A 17,115-nucleotide genomic window follows, 5' to 3' on the forward strand; every position below is an offset into this window, starting at 1 on the left:
GTGTGCGGTGTGCGGCGCGGCGCGGTGTGCGGCGCGGTGTGCGGCGCGGCGCGGTGTGCGGCGCGGTGTGCGGCGCGGCGCGGTGTGCGGCGCGTCCTTCCGTGCCGGGCCGCCGGGGTCCGGGGCGCGGTCGACGGCGGGCCGGCCCTGTGCGCCGGGCTACCGCTGGGGCGCCGGCACGGGGCGGCGGCCGGGGGCGGGCCCGGTCTGCGCGGTGGGGGGCGCGCCCTCGTGGACCGCCGCGCGGAGTGCGCCGAGTTCGGTCGTCAGAGCGGCCGCCAGGCGGTCCACATCCGGGACCGCCTCGCCGTCGGCGACCAGGCCCGCGTGGACGCGGCCGGCGTGGGTGGTGAGGGCGATCGCGAGGGACTGGCCCCGGGCGAGCGGGGCCATCGGATACAGCGCGCGCAGCGGGCAGCCGCCGAAGGAGAGGGCCGCGCGCGGGAGCGGGACGCTGGTGACGAGGACGTCGAACAGCATCCGGGCCGCCCCGCCCGCCAGCGAGGCGCCGAGGCGGTGGGCCAGGGGCGGGAGCTGGTCGGCGAGGAGGGCCACCGCCCCGGCGCCCCGGGCGGGCCCGGCCGCCTTGTTGCGGTCCATCGCCTCGCGCACCGCGCGCAGCCGCAGCAGCGGATCGGGTTCGGCGACCGGCAGGTCGAGGAGGTAGGCGGAGAGCTTGTTGCCCGAGCCGGGCGGGCCCCCGGGTCGGCGGCGGGAGACGGGTACCAGGGCGCGCGGGCCGACGCCCGGGAGCGCGTCGCCGCGTTCGCGCAGCCAGCGCCCGAGGCCGCCGGCGACCACCGCGAGCAGCACGTCGTTGGCCGTGCCGCCCGCCGCGCGCCGCACACTGTGCACCGCGTCCAGGGGCAGCACGGCGGTGCCGAGCCGACGGGTGCCGCTGGGACCGGCGCTCAGCGCCCGGGGCCCGCGCGGGTCGAGCCGGCTGGCCCGGACGACGGAGGCACCGACGCCCACCGCGCGGCCCAGCTCCTCCATCCGCGACAGCGCGAAGCCGGCGAGCCGCCCCGGTCCGGCCGACCAGGAGCGCGGGGGCACCGGGCGGGGCCGGCGGGTGCCGGTGGTGCGGGCGTCGGCGATCTCGTCGAAGATCCCGGCGCCGATGGCCACCGCGCGCATGCCGTCCGCGAGGGCGTGGTGCAGCTTGACGAGGACGGCGAAGCGCCGCCCGTCCGCGGACCGGAGGAGGTACATCTCCCAGGGCGGACGCCCGCGTTCGAGGGGGCGGCCCATCAGCCCGCCCGCCGCGGCGGTCGCGGCGGCCTCGAAGTCCTCGCCGTCCAGGCGCACCTCGTGGACGTGCCGCCGGACGTCGAAGTCGCCGTCGGTGCTCCACGCGGAGCCGCCGACGGGCAGCAGGACGTCGCGCACCCGCATCCGCAGCCGGGGGACGGCGGACGCGCGGGCGGCCAGCAGGGCGAGGAGGTCGCGCTCGGGGGAGGCGGGGCGGCGGGGGCCGTCCGGGCCCGCGTCGAAGACCGCCAGGGCACCGAGGTGCATGGGATGGCCGTCCGATTCCAGGTGCCAGAACGCCAGGTCGAGCGGGGCGAGAAGCTCAGTGCTCACGGTGGTCCTCACTGTCACGGAGGCCGGGGATGTCCGGAGGCCCGGCGAACACGAGTCAATCGCCTACGGTCGGTTACGGTCAAGTACGATCCATTCACGTACGGTTAACAACCATCCCGGTTGACACCGCCCACGGCCGCCCGCCACGGCCGGTCGGGGCGGCTCACGGTCGGGGCGGCCGGCGGTCGGGGCGGCTCGCGGTCGGGGCGCTGCGCGGTCAGGGCGCCTCGCGGTCCGGGATGGCGAACTCGCACCACACGCACTTGCCGCCGCCGCGCGACTCCACGCCCCAGGCGTCGGAGATCCGGTCCACCAGCATCAGGCCCCGCCCGGAGACCCCGGACTCCCCCGCGTCCCGGCGGCGCGGCAGGGCGCTGGAGCGGTCTTCGACCTCCACGCGCAGGCGGCGGCGCGGGCCGGACAGCACCCGCGCGGTGACGACCGCGCCGCCGTCGGTGTGCATCAGGGCGTTGGTGATCAGTTCGTCGGCGGCGAGTTCGATCTCGTCGGCCCGGTCCCCGGCCCCCCAGGCGCGGACCGCGGCCCGGACCATGTGCCGGGCGGAGCGCAGCGCCTCGGGGTCGTTCTGGGCGACGTGCTGCTGGAGGCGGCCGCCGGCCTGCGGGGCGACGGCGCCCCGGCGGCGCAGGAGGAGCAGGGCCACGTCGTCGTCCCCGCCGCGTTCGTCCACGACCTCGCAGAGCCGGTCGGCGAGGAGCTGGAGGTCGCGGGGGCCGCTGTCGACCAGGGCGGTGAGGAGCCGCATGCCGTCGTCGAGGTCGGCGCCGGGCTGCTCGACCAGGCCGTCGGTGTAGAGGAGGAGGGTCTGGCCCGGGTCGAGTTCGACGGTGCTGACGGGGTACTCCAGCCGTCCGAACTCGGCGGACAGCCCGAGCGGCAGCCCGCCGTGCACCGGGAGCCTGCGGCAGCTGCCGTCCTTGTCGCGCAGCAGCGGGTCGACATGGCCGGCGCGGACGATCTGGACCACCCCGGTGGACAGGTCCGCCTCCGCGTAGGTGCAGGTGGCGAAGCGGTCGGTGTCGAGTTCGTGCAGGAAGACCGAGGCGCGGGCCATCACGGTGGCCGGGGTGTGGCCCTCGGCCGCGTAGGCCCGCAGCACGATGCGGAGCTGGCCCATCACGGCGGCGGCGTGGGTGTCGTGGCCCTGGACGTCGCCGATGACCGCGCCGACCCGGCCGCCGGGCAGGGCGATGATGTCGTACCAGTCGCCGCCGATGTCGCGGCCGAGGCGGGCGGAGCGGTAGCGCACGGCGATCTGGGCGCCGGGCACGTCGGGGATGCGCCGGGGCAGCATGGCCTGCTGGAGCCCTTCGGCGAGGTCGTGCTCCTGCTCGTAGAGCACGGCGCGCGCCAGGCTCTGGGCGATGCTGCTGCCGAGGGCGACCAGCAGATTGCGCTCGTCGGGGGTGAATCCCTGTTTGTCCCGGTAGAGCAGGCCGAGCGCCCCGATCGGCCGGGCCTGGGCGATCAGCGGCAGATACGCGGCGGCCGAGATGCCCAGCCCGCTGAGGTGCGGCCAGAGGACCGGGTAGGAGGCGGCGAAGTCCTCCTCGGACTCGATGAAGCGGGGGGCGAGGGTGCGCACCACCTCGCTCATCGGGTACTGCTCGTCGACGCGGGTCCAGCGGGTGCCCGGCACGAAGGAGCTCTCCGGGCCCTCGGCGACCAGGTGGATGCGGCCCGCTTCGAGCAGGCCCATCACGAGACTGGTGGCTCCCAGCAGCTCCAGGCCGTCGGAGTCCTTGAGGAGCTCGATGACGTCGTCGACGGTGCGCGCGTGGGCGAGGGCGGCGGTGGTCGACTCGACGACGCTGGTCTGCATGCGGCGGGATTCGTCGAGGTCGAGCCGGGCCGCCGAGTCGGCGATCTCCTGGGTGGCGTCGCGGACGATCCCGATGATCCGGACCGGGCGCCCGGTCTCGTCCCGGCGGACGCAGGCCTGGGTGTGGGTCCAGCGCAGGGTGCCGTCCCGGCGGCGGACGCGGAAGTAGGCGCCGTAGTGCTCGGCGCCGCGCTTGAGGGCCTGGGTGACGAGGGTGTCCAGGCGGATGGCCTCGTCCGCGGGGACCCGGGCGGAGAGCGACTCGGGGCGGCCGCTGTACTCGTCGGGACGCAGGTCGAAGACGTCGAGACCGATCGGGTCGAGGTGCATCAGACCGGTCCCGAGGTCCCAGTCGAAGCAGCCCATGCGATTGAGACCCAGACTCACATCCGCGTGTGCCGGCCAGTCGTCGGGGAGCGACAGGGCACCCGCTGCCCGATCAGCCATGCAGCCACTCTGCCATCATTTGCCCCGTCCCACGACCGGATCGCCGTCACCCCGTGAGGGCGCCGGTCCCGGCGTCGGGGCCGGTGCCGGAGCCCGCGTCCGGTCCCGCGTCGGGACCGGCGTCCGGCCCTGCGCCCGTCCCCGTGACGGTGTCCGGTCCCGCGTCCGGCAGCGGAACGTCCGGGACGGGGACGGTCTCCTCCTGGGGGGCGGGGGGCTCGGGGGCGGGTTCTGCGGGCAGGCGGGGCGCGGAGCCGTAGGGGTCGGTCCCGGCGGCCGGTGCGGTGCCCTGCGTGCCGCCGCCCGGCACCCCGGAGCCGGTGCCGGTGGTGCCCGAGGGCACGGAACCGGCGTCGGCGACCGTCTCGGAGCCGTCGGTGCGCCGGAGGCCGGAGAAGACCTCCTCGGCCGCCACGGGCGGCAGCACCTCGGGGCGGGCGTCCTCCTCGCCCCGGGTGCCGGAGGGGCGCTCGATCCAGCTGCTGTCGGTGACGCTGACGATCACCAGGTTGTTGATCACCTGCGCGGCGGGTTTGACGACGACGGCCCGGTCCGCGCGGTACCCGGTCCAGGGGGTGCCCTGGGCCTCGGGCGCGCTCTTGGCGGCGACCGGGGGGCTCAGCGGGTTGCCGCCGACGCAGCGCACCCGGGGCGCGCCGTAGTGGTCCACCAGGACCGCGGTGCCGGCCTGGAGGACGCCCTGACGGGCCGCGGCCCTTCCGTCGGTGAAGCCGTGGGCGGTCACCCGGGTGTCGGCGCGCAGGACGACGGGGGTCAGGCCGCGCAGGAAGGCCGGGACGTCGCCCTTGCCGACCCCGGCCGCCTCGGCGAAGGCGCGGGTGCGGTCCTTGTCCCGGGTGAGGTGCTTGATCTGGGCCGGGACGTCGCAGCTGGCGGTCTCGGGGATGCCGCCGTAGAGACCGGGGGTGGCACCGGAGAGGGTGCGCAGGGTCGTCCCGCCGCCGGAGGGGCTGCGGGGGGCGGCGGTGACGGGCGGGGGCGCGAAGGCGGCGGTGGAGACGGCGGTCGAGGGCGTGTACGGGTCGGGGCCGGGTGCGGCGAGGGGGTGGAGGAGCAGTGTCTCCGGACCCGCCGCGCCGTCCGCCCCGCCGCAGCCGGCGGCCAGGAGGCCCGCGCACACCGCGGCGGCGGCCGCGGACAGGCGGCGCACCGGCGCCCTGTGCGGCTGCGGTGACCTGAGCGGCTGCGGAGACCGGTGCAGCTGCGGAGACCGGTGCGGCTTCGGCGGCTCGGCCGGCGTCGGTGGCGTCGGTGGCATCGGCGGCGTCGGCGGCATCGGTGAACGCACCAGGCTCTCCCACTCTGCTGTGTCGCGCTCCGCTCGGGCGGCGCTTGCTGTCTCGCGGTGACCTCTCATTTCTGACGGATCGCCAGACGAGGCGCGACTTGAACGCGTTCAATAGAGTGCGTAGGCTCACCGCCAAGGAGTTGAACACGTTCAACCCAGGGGGGTGGGGGCCGGTGTCCGTACTGGTCAACCTGATCGTCGCGCTCGGCATGCTCTGTGTCGTACCGGCCGGGCTGCGGCTGATCGAGCCCGCGCCGGGGGCCGCCATTCGGCGGGCATGGCCCCTGTTCGCGGTGGCGGGTTCGTTCTGTCTGTGGCTCCCGCGCGGAACGGCGGCGGTCGCCCTCGCCGGGGTGTACGCGGCGGGCACGGTCCTGCTCGCCTGCGAGGCGCCGCGCCGGCTGCTGCGGCGGGGTGCGCGGCCGGGGCCGGCCGAGGCGGCGGTGCTGACCGCGCTCGTGGCGCCGTCGGTCGCCGCCGTGGCCCTGGTCGCGGAGCGGTCCGGAACCGAACTCCTCGGCTTCGACCTGGAGATCCTGGCGCTGACCGTGCCGCACTTCCACTACGCGGGGTTCGCGGCCGCGCTGGTCGCCGGGCTGGTGTGCCGGGCGTCCGGGGGGCGACTCGCCCGGTTCGGCGCCCTGAGCGTCCCGGCGGGCACCCTGCTCGTCCTCGTCGGCTACTTCGTGGACGACTGGGCCGAGTTGGCGGGCGCCGTCGTGCTGACCGCCGGGATGTGGGCCGTCGCCCTGGTGACCTGGCGCGACGTGCGCGGCGGCGGGCGGGACCGGCTGACCCGGCGGCTGCTGGGCGTCTCGGCGGCCGTCCTGGTCGCGACCATGCTCCTGGCACTGAGCTGGGCGGCCGGCCAGGCGACCGGACTGCCCCACCCGAACCTGGCCTGGATGGCCGCCACCCATGGCCTCGGCAACGCACTGGGCTTCGCGCTCTGCTCCGTGCTCGCCTGGCGACGACTGAAGGAGAGCCCCGCGTGAACGCCCGATCGCACCCCCGCCCGCATCCCCGTCCCCGTACGACCGGTGGCGCGCCCGGGTCCGACCTCGTGCTGACCTATCCGGAACGGGGCGCCACCCGCCGGGAGCCGCTGCCGGAGGGCTACCATCATCTGCGGCGAACGGAGTGGGTCGGCCACGGCCGGGCCGCCTTCGAGACGGCGGGCACGAGGGTCATGACCTGGGCCGCCCACCGCGCCACCCGGGCCCGGGTGGCGGCCACGGCCGGGCGGGCCGGAGCGGGAGTCCGGGTCCGGGTCTCGCTGGGTGCCGGGCCGCTGCGGATGGCCGCGCCGTGCGAGGTGCTGTGGACGGTGGAGGAGGCGGACCGCACGGGCTTCGCGTACGGGACGCTCACCGGGCATCCCGAGTGCGGCGAGGAGTCCTTCCTCGTCGAACTGCGGGGCGACGGGTCGGTGTGGTTCACGGTGACGGCCTTCAGCCGGCCCGCCGCCTGGTACACCCGCCTCGCGGGGCCGGTCATTCCGGTGGCGCAGCGGTGCTACGCGGGGCTGCTGGCGCGGGCGCTGCGGCGGGCGTGCGCGGACACCGGCACCGGCGCCGGCGCCGGTTGAACCCGGACCCGGGCCGCATCCGGCCGGGGCGCATCCGGCCCGGCGGGCGGCGGTCCGGAGCGCACCGGACCGCCGCCCGCCCTGATACTGAAGGGATATGGAGTGGTTCGGTGACGACGCCTACTGGCTGAGCCGGCTGGTGTTCCAGCGGGCGCTGGCCGCCGTGTACCTGGTCGCCTTCCTCGCCGCCGCGCTCCAGTTCCGGGCCCTGATCGGGGAGCGCGGGATGCTCCCGGTGCCCGCCCATCTGCGCCGCACACCGGCCCGCGCGGCACCGACGCTGTTCCGGCTGCACTACTCCGACCGCTTCTTCGCCCTCGTCGCCTGGGCCGGCGTACTGCTGTCCGCGGCCCTGGTTGCGGGCGCGGCGGACCGCCTGCCGCTGGGCGTCGCGATGGCCTGGTGGGCGCTGCTGTGGGTGCTGTACCTGTCGATCGTCCATGTCGGCCAGACCTGGTACGGCTTCGGCTGGGAGTCCCTGCTCCTGGAGGCCGGGTTCCTGGCGGTCTGGCTGGGGAACGAACGCGTCGCCCCTCCGGTGATCGTGCTGTGGCTGCTGCGCTGGGTGCTGTTCCGCGTCGAGTTCGGTGCCGGGCTGATCAAACTGCGCGGGGACCGCTGCTGGCGCAACCTGACCTGCCTCTACCACCACCACGAGACCCAGCCGATGCCCGGCCCGCTCAGCCGCCTCTTCCATCTGCTGCCCCGGCCGGTGCACCGGGCCGAGGCGGCGGCCAACCATGTGGTCCAGCTCGGCGTCCCGTTCCTGCTGTTCACCCCGCAGCCGGTGGCGAGCGTGGCCGCCGGGCTGATCGTGGTGACGCAGCTGTGGCTGGTGCTCTCGGGGAACTTCGCCTGGCTGAACTGGCTGACGATGATCCTGGCCCTGTCCGCAGTGGACTTCTCGCCCCTGGTCACCTCCCCCGCGCTGCCCGAGGCCCCGCTCTGGTACGCGGTCGCCGTGTGCGCGGTGGCCGCCGTGCTGCTCGTCCTGAGTGTGCGCCCGGCGCGCAATCTGCTCTCCCGCCGGCAGGCGATGAACCGGTCCTGGGACCCGCTCCACCTGGTCAACTCCTACGGGGCCTTCGGCACGGTGAGCCGGGTGCGCCAGGAGATCGTCGTTGAGGGGACGGCGGACGCGGTGGCCGGGGAGGGGACGGTGTGGCGGGAGTACGCGTTCAAGGGGAAGCCGGGTGCCCCGGGCCGGGTGCCGCGCCAGTTCGCTCCGTACCATCTGCGGCTGGACTGGATGATGTGGTTCGCCGCCCTCTCCCCCGCCTACGCCCGCTCCTGGTTCCCCGGCTTCGTCGAGCGCCTGCTCGCGGGCGACCGGGACACCCTGCGCCTCCTTGCCGGCAACCCCTTCCCCGGCACCCCGCCCGCCCTGGTCCGCGCCCGCCTCTACCGCTACCGCTTCACCACCCGCGAGGAACACCGCGCCACGGGCGCCCACTGGCACCGGACGTACGTCCGGGAGTTCCTGGGGCCGACGCGGCTGCGCTGACCCGTGAAGGGCGGCCCGGGGGCGCAGCTCACCGCAGGAGCCGGGCCCCGTCGGGCCCGGCTCCTGCGGTGTCGCGGTTGCTGCGTGTCGCGGTTGCTGATGTGTCGCGGTTGCTGCGCGGGGCTAGTCGATGCCCGGCAGGATGTGCGGCTCGGCGAGGTCTTCCTCGTAGCCGGCCAGCCTGATCGGGGCCGAGCGGGCCCACACTTCGAGGTTACGGATCTCATCGGCCTTGCCGGCCCGCTCGCCGCCGGAATCGGACGGCCGGGTCTCGTGCTTCAGATCTGGTGTCACCGCGCACTCCTCATGTGTCGCGTAACGGGAACAGGTTCGGTTGGGTCGCGGTGGCGCAGTCAACTCGTGCGGGACCGCGGCCGGGTTGAGGACCTGTCCCAGGAGGGCCGAGGGGGACCGAGTGAGTCCCTTGGAGGCCGTCCAGCTCCACACAGACTAACCAAATGAGCGGCCCCGTGCTCGATGGGGCCACTAGTTCCGCCCAATTCAGGCCAACGACCCCCTCCAAATGGACAACGGCCGGTACGCCTGCTGGCGTACCGGCCGAAAAAGGCCACAAAAGGGGTGAGTTACGCGGAGTGCCTGATTCCGGTCAATGTGCCGGTCCGGCTCCGGGTCACCACTTGCCGGGGGCGTAGTCCTTGAGGAAGCAGCCGAACAGATCCTCGCCGCTCTCGCCGCGCACGATGGGGTCGTAGACCCGCGCCGCGCCGTCCACGAGGTCGAGCGGGGCGTGGAAACCCTCCTCGGCCAGGCGCATCTTGTCCGGGTGCGGGCGCTCGTCGGTGATCCAGCCGGTGTCGACGGCCGTCATCAGGATGCCGTCGGACTCGAACATCTCCTGGGCGCTGGTGCGGGTGAGCATGTTCAGCGCGGCCTTGGCCATGTTGGTGTGCGGGTGGCCCGCACCCTTGTAGCCGCGGCTGAAGACGCCCTCCATGGCGGAGACGTTCACCACGTACTTGCGCCGGCCCGCGGCGGCGGACATCGCCGGGCGCAGCCTGCTGATCAGGATGAACGGCGCCGTCGAGTTGCAGAGCTGGACTTCGAGGAGTTCGACGGGGTCGACCTCGGAGACCGTCTGGATCCAGCTGTTGGTGTCGTGGAGGTCGGGTACGAGGCCGCCGGCGTCGATCGCGGTGCCCGCGGCGATGCGCGCGGGGGTGGCCGAGCCGCTGACCAGGGCGAGGTCAGTGACGTCCTGCGCGCTCAGGCCCTCGCCGCCGGAGGAGGGCAGGGCGGCGACGGAGTCCACGGCGCCACTGCCGAAGGTGCCGATCACCTGCGCCGGGGGCAGCTCGCCGGCCGGAAGCGGGGCGGACTCGGCGAGGACCAGCTCACGGTAGGCACCGGGCGAGCGGCGGACGGTCTGCGCGGCGTTGTTGATCAGGATGTCGAGCGGACCCTCGGCGGCGACGGAGTCCGCGAGCGCGACGACCTGGGCCGGGTCGCGCAGGTCGATTCCGACGATCTTGAGGCGGTGGATCCACTCGTCGCTGTCCGGCATCGCCTTGAAGCGGCGGATCGCGTCGTTGGGGAAGCGGGTGGTGATGGTGGTGTGGGCGCCGTCGCGGAGCAGGCGAAGGGCGATGTACATGCCGATCTTGGCGCGGCCGCCGGTGAGCAGGGCCCGCTTGCCGGTCAGATCGGTGCGGGCGTCGCGGCGGGCGCGGTTCTCCGCGGCGCACTCGCGGCAGAGCTGGTGGTAGAAGGCGTCGACCTCGGTGTAGCGGGTCTTGCAGATGTAGCAGGACCGGGGGCGCTGGAGGACGCCCGCGATCTCGCCGAGGACGGACGAGGAGGGGAGCAGGCCCTGGGTCTCGTCGTCGATCCGCTCGGCCGAGCCGGTGGCGGTGGACTCGGTGACGGCTCGGTCGTGGGCGGTCTTGGCGGCCCGGCGCTCCTGGCGGCGGCGCTGTTTGACCGTGCGGTAGATGCCCGCGGTCGCCCGGCGGACGGCGATCGCGTCGGGGTGGTCGACGTCGATCTTGTCGAGCTCGTCGAGCACGCTCAGGCAGACAGCCAGACGCTCGGGGTCGATGCCCGGGCCGTACGCCACGGGGCTGTCCTCTGTCAGGGTCATCGCCTTCGCTGTTCCTCGGTCACTCGAATGCCGTAGTTCCAAAAGCGCGATTTTACTGACGGGAGGGGGTGCCGCCAAATGATCTCCGTCACGCCGAGGGTGGAGGGCCGGAGAGGGGCCGGTCCCGAGGCGGCCCGTCCCGAGGGACCGGTACGGAGGGGGCGGCCCGGAGAGGCCCGTCCCGAGGGCGGCCGATGGTGTGCGCCGGGGGCGCGCCCCGTGTGCGCCGCGTACGCGCCGGAGTGCGCCTGGCCAGGGCCGTCGGCGGCCCGCCGGAAAGTGGCCGGATCCCGACCGCCTCGGTGGTCCAGACCTCTGGCGGTGCGCAACCGCTTGCACACCGTGACCGCACGGGTGCTCCCCCGGCCCGGGCGGACGCAACGCCTTCTCGCCGGTGAGTCCCGGACGCCTTTTCACGCCAGCTTTCACCGAGTCCACACACTTTTCGCGCTCCCCGCCCCACCATTGATCGCGCACAGGCCATGGCGAGGGGGCGGGGCATGCGCGGACCGGGGGGTCCGGCATGCCCCGCGGGGGCGGATCGCGGGCCGGCCGCCGTGCGGACGGTGCACGGCGGCCGGCCCGCTCCGGACGTCGCGGGACCCGAGGGCCCGCGCCCGCCGGACGGGCCGGGGGCCATGGGCCGTCAGGAGCCCGCGCACGCCGTCGCCCGGGTCGGACGCGTCCCGGAGAACGCCGGCGGTCGGACGTGTCCGGCGGTCAGGCAGTGGCGGTGGTGCGGGGCGGGTGGTCGAAGGCGCAGTCCCCGCAGAGGCCGCCGGCCGGGCAGCGGTAGTACAGACAGCAGGAGCGGCGGCGCGGGCCCCTGCCCGCCCAGAATCCGGGGCCGGAGCCCCGCTCCCCGTCGCCCGTGTCCCGGGCGCGCAGGGTCGTGGCCAGCTCGGGACCGGTGAGCAGGCCGGAGGCCAACTCGCGTGCCCGGGCCCCTACGTGCGGCCTGCCCTCGCGTTCCGCCCATGCCGTCAGCTCGCGCACCGCACCGGCCAGCGCCGACCCGGCGTTGCCCCACAGCAGCCGCTCGGAGATGCGGGTGTCCCGGCGGAACGCGGCGTGCAGCGGCACCAGATGGCGTTGCTGCACGGTCTCACGCAGGACCCCCACCCCGGCGGGCAGGAAGTCGGCGCGGGTCAGCAGCAGATCGTCCGGCGTCGTCCGGCGCGGGTCCCAGTACAGCCGCTCGGGACCGAGGTCCGGCACCCTGCCGTGCAGGGCGGCCGCGCCGAGGGCGATGGACCACAGGCGCGCGGCGAGTCCGAGGTGGGCGATGGAGACGGCGATCCGGCGCTCGGGGGCGGCCAGCCGCGCGGCGACCGCGTCCACGCGGGCGGTGAGGGGCGAGTCCGGGCCGCTCTCCGCCGCGTACACGGCGGAGAGCGGGGTGCCCCCCTCGTCCGGCTCGCCCGCGCGCAGGGCGAAGAACCCGCCCACCGCGGTGGTCTCCGCCAGGTACGCCAGGTCCATCCGCGCTCCTCCTCGCCCGTGCGGGCCGCCCCGCACGGCGGGCCCGGTCACGGGCAAGCATGGCGTGCCCGGCGGCCCGGCCGGTACCCGGCCTCCCCGGCGCCCCGTGCGGTGCATGCCCCTGGGGCCCCTAGGGGTGACAGGGGCGGCACGGAGCGCGCGCGGGGCGCGCACCCGAGGCGAATGCGCCGGGGCGGGCGCGCGCGGCGGGGCGTCGAAACGGATACTGAGGGAGGAAGAGAGCATGTCCGGCGGGCCGTTCGAGGGCCCGCGCGACCGGCCCCGCCCCGAGAGGTACGTCGCGTGTACTCCCGTAGTACCGCCGCAGTAGGACCAAGTGCCTGCTCAAGGACGACGACGTGAACGCCGAGGGGCGACAGGGTGGTGACCATGAGTTCCCTCTCGCTGTCCGTGCTCCTGTCCCTGGTCTCGGCGGTCGCCTACGCGGCCGGGGCGATCCTCCAGGAGCGGGTGGCGACGACGACGCCCTCCCGTCCCTACGCGCCGCTGCACCACCCCCTGTGGTGGGTGGCCGTCGCGCTGAACGGCCTCGGCGCCGTCCTGCACGTGGTCGCGCTCGCCTACGGGCCGCTGAGCGTGGTCCAGCCGCTAGGGGCGTTGACGATCGTGTTCGCGCTCCCGATGGCGGCCGTGTTCGTCCGCCGCCGGGCGGGGGCGGCGGCGTGGCGGGGGGCCGTTCTGGCGACCGCGGGCCTCGCGGGGTTGCTGGCACTCACCGGCGGCGACGGCGGGAGCACCCCGGGCTCCGGGGAGCGGGCCGTGCTGGCGGCGGCGACGCTGGGCGCGGTGGCGCTGCTCTTCCTCGCGGCGCAGGGAGTGCACCGGCCGGTTCTGCGCAGCGTGCTGCTGGCGACGGCCGCGGGTGTCGCGTTCGGCATCGCGTCCGTCTTCACCAAGACGGTCGCGGTCGGCTGGGCGTGGGATGCGCCGCTGCGGGAATGGCCGGGCATCTCCGTGATCGCGGTCCTCGCGGTGGGCGGGCTGCTGCTGTCCCAGGCGTCCTACCGGGGGGCGGGTCTGGCGACACCGCTGGCGACCGTCACCGTGGTCAACCCGGTGGTGGCCGCGGTCGTGGGCCTCACCCTCTTCGGCGAGGACTTCCGCCACGGCCTGGTCGGGACCGTGCTGGCGCTGCTGTCCGGTGTCGTCGCGGCGGCGGGGCTGGCGCTGCTCACGGCGGAACGCCTGCGCGGCGGCGGCAACGGGGACGGGGGCGACCCGGCGGTGACGGCCGCCGCACCGGACGCACGCTCAGCGGCCCGGGAGGCGGCGCCGGACACCCGGGCGGGCGTCCCGGCGACGCACCACGTCGGGGCGCGCGTACGGGACGGAGGCGGAGGGGCGCGCGTGCCTGGCGGAGGGGCACGCGTACGGGACGGAGGGGCGCGCGTGCCTGGCGGCGGAACGGCCGCACCGGGCGGCGGCGAGGGCCCGTCGGACGCCGGCACCGGCCCGGCGGGCGGCCGTACGGGCCGGCCGGACGCGGGTACGGTCCGGCCGGAGGGCGCGGTCACGCCGAGTGGGCTGCTGTCGCGGCAGCGCGCGCGGCGCGGGGCGGACTCCCGCGCGGGGCACCGGGCGGGACGTGAAGCGGCTGCCGCTCCGGGCACGGGGGGCCGGCGCGCGGACGGGGCCGTCAGGAGTGGGTCAGGGGGGTCAGGTGGGCCAGGTGGGTCAGATGGAGACGCCCCGGGCCCGGAGGTAGGCCAGCGGATCGACGTCGGACCCGTAGCCGGGGCCGGTCCGGACCTCGAAGTGGAGATGCGGTCCGGTGCTGTTGCCGGTGGATCCTGAGCGTGCGATGCGCTGCCCGGCCGCGACCTGCTGCCCGGCGCGGACGTTGAGCGCCGAGAGGTGCGCGTACTGGCTGTAACGCCCGTCGTGGTGACGGATCACGACCTCGTAGCCGTACGCGCCGGCCCAGCCGGCGGAGACCACCTTGCCGCCGGCGACGGACTTCACCGAGGTGCCCGTGGGCACCGGGAAGTCGACGCCGGTGTGGTAGCCGCTCGACCAGGACGAGCCCGACGTCCGGTACGCCGTGGAGGGGCCGGCCGCGACCGGGGCGCTGAACGAGGCGGACCGCCGCTCGGTCCGCACCTGCCGCTCGGGGGCACGCTCGGTGGCCTGCTCGGGCTTGGGTCTCGGCTTCGGCGCGGCCTCGGGAGCCTTGGTGGCGGGCGCCTTGGCCTTCGGGGACTCGGCGGCAGGGGCCTTGGTCCCGGGTGCCTTCGTCTCGCCGGTGCCGGGCTTCGAGCCCTTGGGGGCGGCGGGGACGGGGCCGCGCCGGTCCGGGGCCTTCGTCGAGGGCGACGTGCCCGAGGGCGCCTTGCCGGCGGCCGGGGCCCGGAGCACCAGGCGCTGGCCGGGGAAGATCAGGTCGGGGTCGTCGCCGACGACCGAGCGGTTCTGCTGGTAAAGCCGCTGCCAGCCGCCCCGGACCCGCTTGCTGTCGGCGATGCTGGAGAGCGAGTCCCCGCGGGCCACGGTGTAGCCCTCGCGCTGGGTGGGGACGGTGGTCGGGGACGCGGCCTGCGGGCGCGGTGCCGCCTTCCGCTGTGCGGGGGCCGCCGCGGGGACGGCGCCCGGCGACTCGCCGCCACGGGTGAGCCCCGCGCGCTCGGAACAGGTGGGCCAGGCCCGGGGCCCCTGCCCCTCGAGGACCTTCTCGGCGACGGCGATCTGCTGCTCGCGGGTCGCCAGGTCGGCCCGGGCCGCGTACCGGGTACCGCCGTACGCCTCCCAGGTCGACTGGCTGAACTGGAGCCCGCCGTAGTAGCCGTTGCCGGTGTTGACGCCCCAGCGGCCGGAGGACTCGCAGGCCGCCACCTTCTCCCAGGTGTCGGCGGAGGCGGCGTCGGCCGGGGCCGCGCCGATGAGGGGGAGCGCCATTCCGGCCCCGCCGGCGGTGACCGTGAGCGACGCCCGGTTGATGCGACTCGGCTGATATCGGCGGTGCCGACCGGTTCCGGCCATGGTGATCCCCCACTACCCGTCGTGGTGCGGTACCCGTGCATGTCTCCGGGCGGTGCGGCAGGTGCTGCCGCAAGCCGCAAGGTAGGGGGCGCGCACGGAGCGTGACAAGCGTTTCGGCCCAGAGTGACCGAATACCGACGTACCGGCCTGCGGGCCCGGCGCGGGCGGCTGGAAAGGACCTGCCCGCCGGGTTCCGCACGGAAGGCCGCCGGGGTGCCGGTCCGGGTGTCCGCTCGAAGGACCACCGGGGTGCCCGACCGGAAGACCGGGGTGCCCGACCGGAAGATCGGTGAATGGGCGCGGCCGCCGTAACGTATGAGCCCGGAGAACCCGCAGCACCCCGGAACTGACCCTCGAACACCCGGATTTCCAGGAGCACACCTCATGAGCGGAACCGCCCAGATCGGCGTCACAGGGCTTGCGGTGATGGGCCGCAACCTCGCCCGCAACTTCGCCCGCAACGGCCTCGCCGTCGCCGTGCACAACCGGACCGCGTCCCGGACGCGCGCCCTGGTGGAGGAGTTCGGCGAGGAGGGGACCTTCGTCCCCGCCGAGAGCGCCGAGGAGTTCGTCGCCGCGCTGGAGCGCCCCCGCCGGCTGGTGATCATGGTCAAGGCGGGTGAGGCGACGGACGCGGTCATCGAGGAGTTCGCGCCGCTGCTGGAGGAGGGCGACGTCATCATCGACGGCGGCAACGCCCACTTCGAGGACACCCGGCGCCGGGAGCGGGAGCTCCGGGAGCGCGGCATCCACTTCGTCGGCGTCGGCATCTCCGGCGGCGAGGAGGGCGCGCTGCACGGGCCGAGCATCATGCCGGGCGGCTCGGAGGAGTCCTACCGGTCGCTGGGCCCTCTGCTGGAGCGGATCGCGGCGAAGGCCCCCGACGGCACGCCCTGTGTCTCGCACATCGGCCCGGACGGCGCCGGGCACTTCGTCAAGATGGTCCACAACGGCATCGAGTACGCGGACATGCAGCTCATCGCCGAGGCGTACCACCTGCTGCGGTCGGTCGCCGGGTACTCCCCCGAGCGGATCGCGGAGACCTTCCGCACCTGGAACACCGGGCGGCTGGACTCGTATCTGATCGAGATCACGGCGGAGGTGCTGGCGCACACCGACGCGGCCACCGGGAAGCCGTTCGTGGACGTCGTCCTCGACCAGGCCGAGCAGAAGGGCACCGGGCGCTGGACGGTGCAGATCGCCCTCGACCTGGGCGTCCCGGTCTCGGGCATCGCGGAGGCGGTGTTCGCCCGGTCGCTGTCCGGGCACGCGGCGCTGCGCGAGTCCTCGCAGTCACTGCCGGGGCCGACGGTGGAGCCGCTGGGCGAGGCCGAGGCGGACGCCTTCGCCGCGCGGGTGGAGCAGGCGCTCTACGCGTCCAAGATCGTGTCGTACACGCAGGGCTTCCACCAGGTCCTGGCAGGCAGCGAGGCGTACGACTGGGACGTCGACCCGGGCGCGGTCGCCGCGCTGTGGCGGGCCGGGTGCATCATCCGGGCCGCCTTCCTGGACCGGATCCGCGCGGCGTACGAGGCGCAGCCGGACCTGCCGAGCCTGCTGTCGGACAAGCAGTTCGCCCAGGAGATCGGCGCGGCACAGGACGACTGGCGCGAGGTGGTGGCCACGGCCGCCCGCCAGGGCGTCCCGACGCCGGGCTTCTCGGCGGCGCTCGCGTACTACGACGCGCTGCGGGCCGAGCGGCTGCCGGCGGCGCTGACGCAGGGGCAGCGCGACTTCTTCGGCGCGCACACCTACCGGCGGACGGACCGGGAGGGGTCGTTCCACACGCTGTGGGGCGGTGACCGCGACGAGGTCGCGGCGGACTGAGCGGACGGACGGCGGACGGACGACGGACGGACGGCGGACGGACGGCGGAACGGGCCGGTCCCGCGCGCACTCGGCGCGCGGGACCGGCCCGTTCCCTGCCGTGTGGCGGCTGAGCGGGTCAGGCGGGGCCGGGCTGGGGCTCCGGCGGCGGCACCGGGTCCGGCGCGGGTCCCGGCGGCTGCGGAATCGGGTCGGGATTCGGACCGGGCACGGGCGAGGGGGCCGGGACGGGACCGGGCAGCGGGCCCGGATCGGGCGGCGTCCCGGGGTCCGGCGTGGGCACCGGCGGTGCGGGGTCGGGGTACGGGTGGGTCATGCCGAGCCTCCATGGTGCGACGTCGTGCGTTCCCAATGTCCTCCGGTGCGCGTTCCCACGCTCGCCGGATGCAGTCACGGGGTGCGGGGACGGCCCGTGACTGGATCCGGCGAGGGCGAA

Annotated in this window: 12 protein-coding genes; 5 read left to right on the plus strand and 7 right to left on the minus strand. The window is 75.4% G+C overall.

Going from position 1 to position 17,115, the window contains the following annotated elements; translation table 11 throughout:
* Positions 1–159: 159 nt before the first annotated feature.
* The 3 genes from C593_RS0115655 to C593_RS33045 all read right to left on the minus strand — a co-directional run bounded on the left by C593_RS0115655 (position 160) and on the right by C593_RS33045 (position 5,045).
* Positions 160–1,584 (minus strand): wax ester/triacylglycerol synthase family O-acyltransferase, encoded by a 1,425-nt coding sequence (locus C593_RS0115655; RefSeq protein WP_018848245.1) that lies wholly within the window; start codon positions 1,582–1,584, stop codon positions 160–162.
* A 217-nt stretch (positions 1,585–1,801) separates the two neighbouring features.
* Positions 1,802–3,874 (minus strand): SpoIIE family protein phosphatase, encoded by a 2,073-nt coding sequence (locus C593_RS0115660; RefSeq protein WP_026277726.1) that lies wholly within the window; start codon positions 3,872–3,874, stop codon positions 1,802–1,804.
* A 46-nt stretch (positions 3,875–3,920) separates the two neighbouring features.
* Positions 3,921–5,045: a DUF6777 domain-containing protein gene (locus C593_RS33045; protein ID WP_018848247.1), complete on the minus strand. Its 1,125-nt coding sequence runs from the start codon at positions 5,043–5,045 to the stop codon at positions 3,921–3,923.
* A gap of 311 nt (positions 5,046–5,356) precedes the next feature.
* On the opposite strand from C593_RS33045, the gene C593_RS0115670 reads away from it, so the two are divergent.
* The 3 genes from C593_RS0115670 to C593_RS0115680 all read left to right on the plus strand — a co-directional run bounded on the left by C593_RS0115670 (position 5,357) and on the right by C593_RS0115680 (position 8,275).
* Positions 5,357–6,178: a YndJ family protein gene (locus C593_RS0115670; RefSeq protein ID WP_018848248.1), complete on the plus strand. Its 822-nt coding sequence runs from the start codon at positions 5,357–5,359 to the stop codon at positions 6,176–6,178.
* Positions 6,175–6,771 (plus strand): DUF1990 domain-containing protein, encoded by a 597-nt coding sequence (locus C593_RS0115675; protein ID WP_018848249.1) that lies wholly within the window; start codon positions 6,175–6,177, stop codon positions 6,769–6,771. Before C593_RS0115670 ends, C593_RS0115675 begins: the two co-directional genes overlap by 4 nt.
* A 97-nt stretch (positions 6,772–6,868) precedes the next feature.
* Positions 6,869–8,275, plus strand: a complete 1,407-nt coding sequence (locus C593_RS0115680) for a lipase maturation factor family protein (protein ID WP_018848250.1) — start codon at positions 6,869–6,871, stop codon at positions 8,273–8,275.
* A 123-nt stretch (positions 8,276–8,398) separates the two neighbouring features.
* Here the strand turns inward: C593_RS0115680 and C593_RS33360 are convergent, their stop codons facing one another.
* The 3 genes from C593_RS33360 to C593_RS0115695 all read right to left on the minus strand — a co-directional run bounded on the left by C593_RS33360 (position 8,399) and on the right by C593_RS0115695 (position 11,855).
* Positions 8,399–8,569 carry a hypothetical protein gene (locus tag C593_RS33360; RefSeq protein ID WP_018848251.1) on the minus strand — a complete coding sequence of 57 codons (171 nt, stop codon included), beginning with the start codon at positions 8,567–8,569 and terminating at the stop codon, positions 8,399–8,401.
* A 337-nt stretch (positions 8,570–8,906) separates the two neighbouring features.
* Entirely contained in the window at positions 8,907–10,373 is a 1,467-nt protein-coding gene (locus tag C593_RS0115690) for an SDR family oxidoreductase (RefSeq protein WP_018848252.1), read from the minus strand.
* 720 nt (positions 10,374–11,093) lie between these two features.
* On the minus strand, positions 11,094–11,855 hold the full coding sequence (locus C593_RS0115695) for a (2Fe-2S)-binding protein (RefSeq protein WP_018848253.1): 762 nt from the start codon (positions 11,853–11,855) through the stop codon (positions 11,094–11,096).
* 390 nt (positions 11,856–12,245) lie between these two features.
* On the opposite strand from C593_RS0115695, the gene C593_RS33050 reads away from it, so the two are divergent.
* Positions 12,246–13,670 (plus strand): DMT family transporter, encoded by a 1,425-nt coding sequence (locus C593_RS33050; protein ID WP_158686853.1) that lies wholly within the window; start codon positions 12,246–12,248, stop codon positions 13,668–13,670.
* Here C593_RS33050 and C593_RS0115705 read toward each other — a convergent pair.
* The gene (locus C593_RS0115705) at positions 13,551–14,852 is read right to left on the minus strand and encodes a transglycosylase family protein (RefSeq protein WP_026277728.1); all 1,302 of its coding nucleotides are present in this window, start codon (positions 14,850–14,852) and stop codon (positions 13,551–13,553) included. The two genes, C593_RS33050 and C593_RS0115705, sit on opposite strands and share 120 nt — an antisense overlap.
* Positions 14,853–15,236: 384 nt before the next feature.
* Between C593_RS0115705 and gndA the strand changes: the two genes are divergently transcribed.
* Positions 15,237–16,679, plus strand: coding sequence for an NADP-dependent phosphogluconate dehydrogenase (gene gndA / locus C593_RS0115710; RefSeq protein ID WP_018848256.1), 1,443 nt, complete (start codon positions 15,237–15,239; stop codon positions 16,677–16,679).
* Positions 16,680–17,115: the final 436 nt, after the last annotated feature.

The sequence above is a fragment of the Streptomyces sp. CNT372 genome (assembly GCF_000377145.1).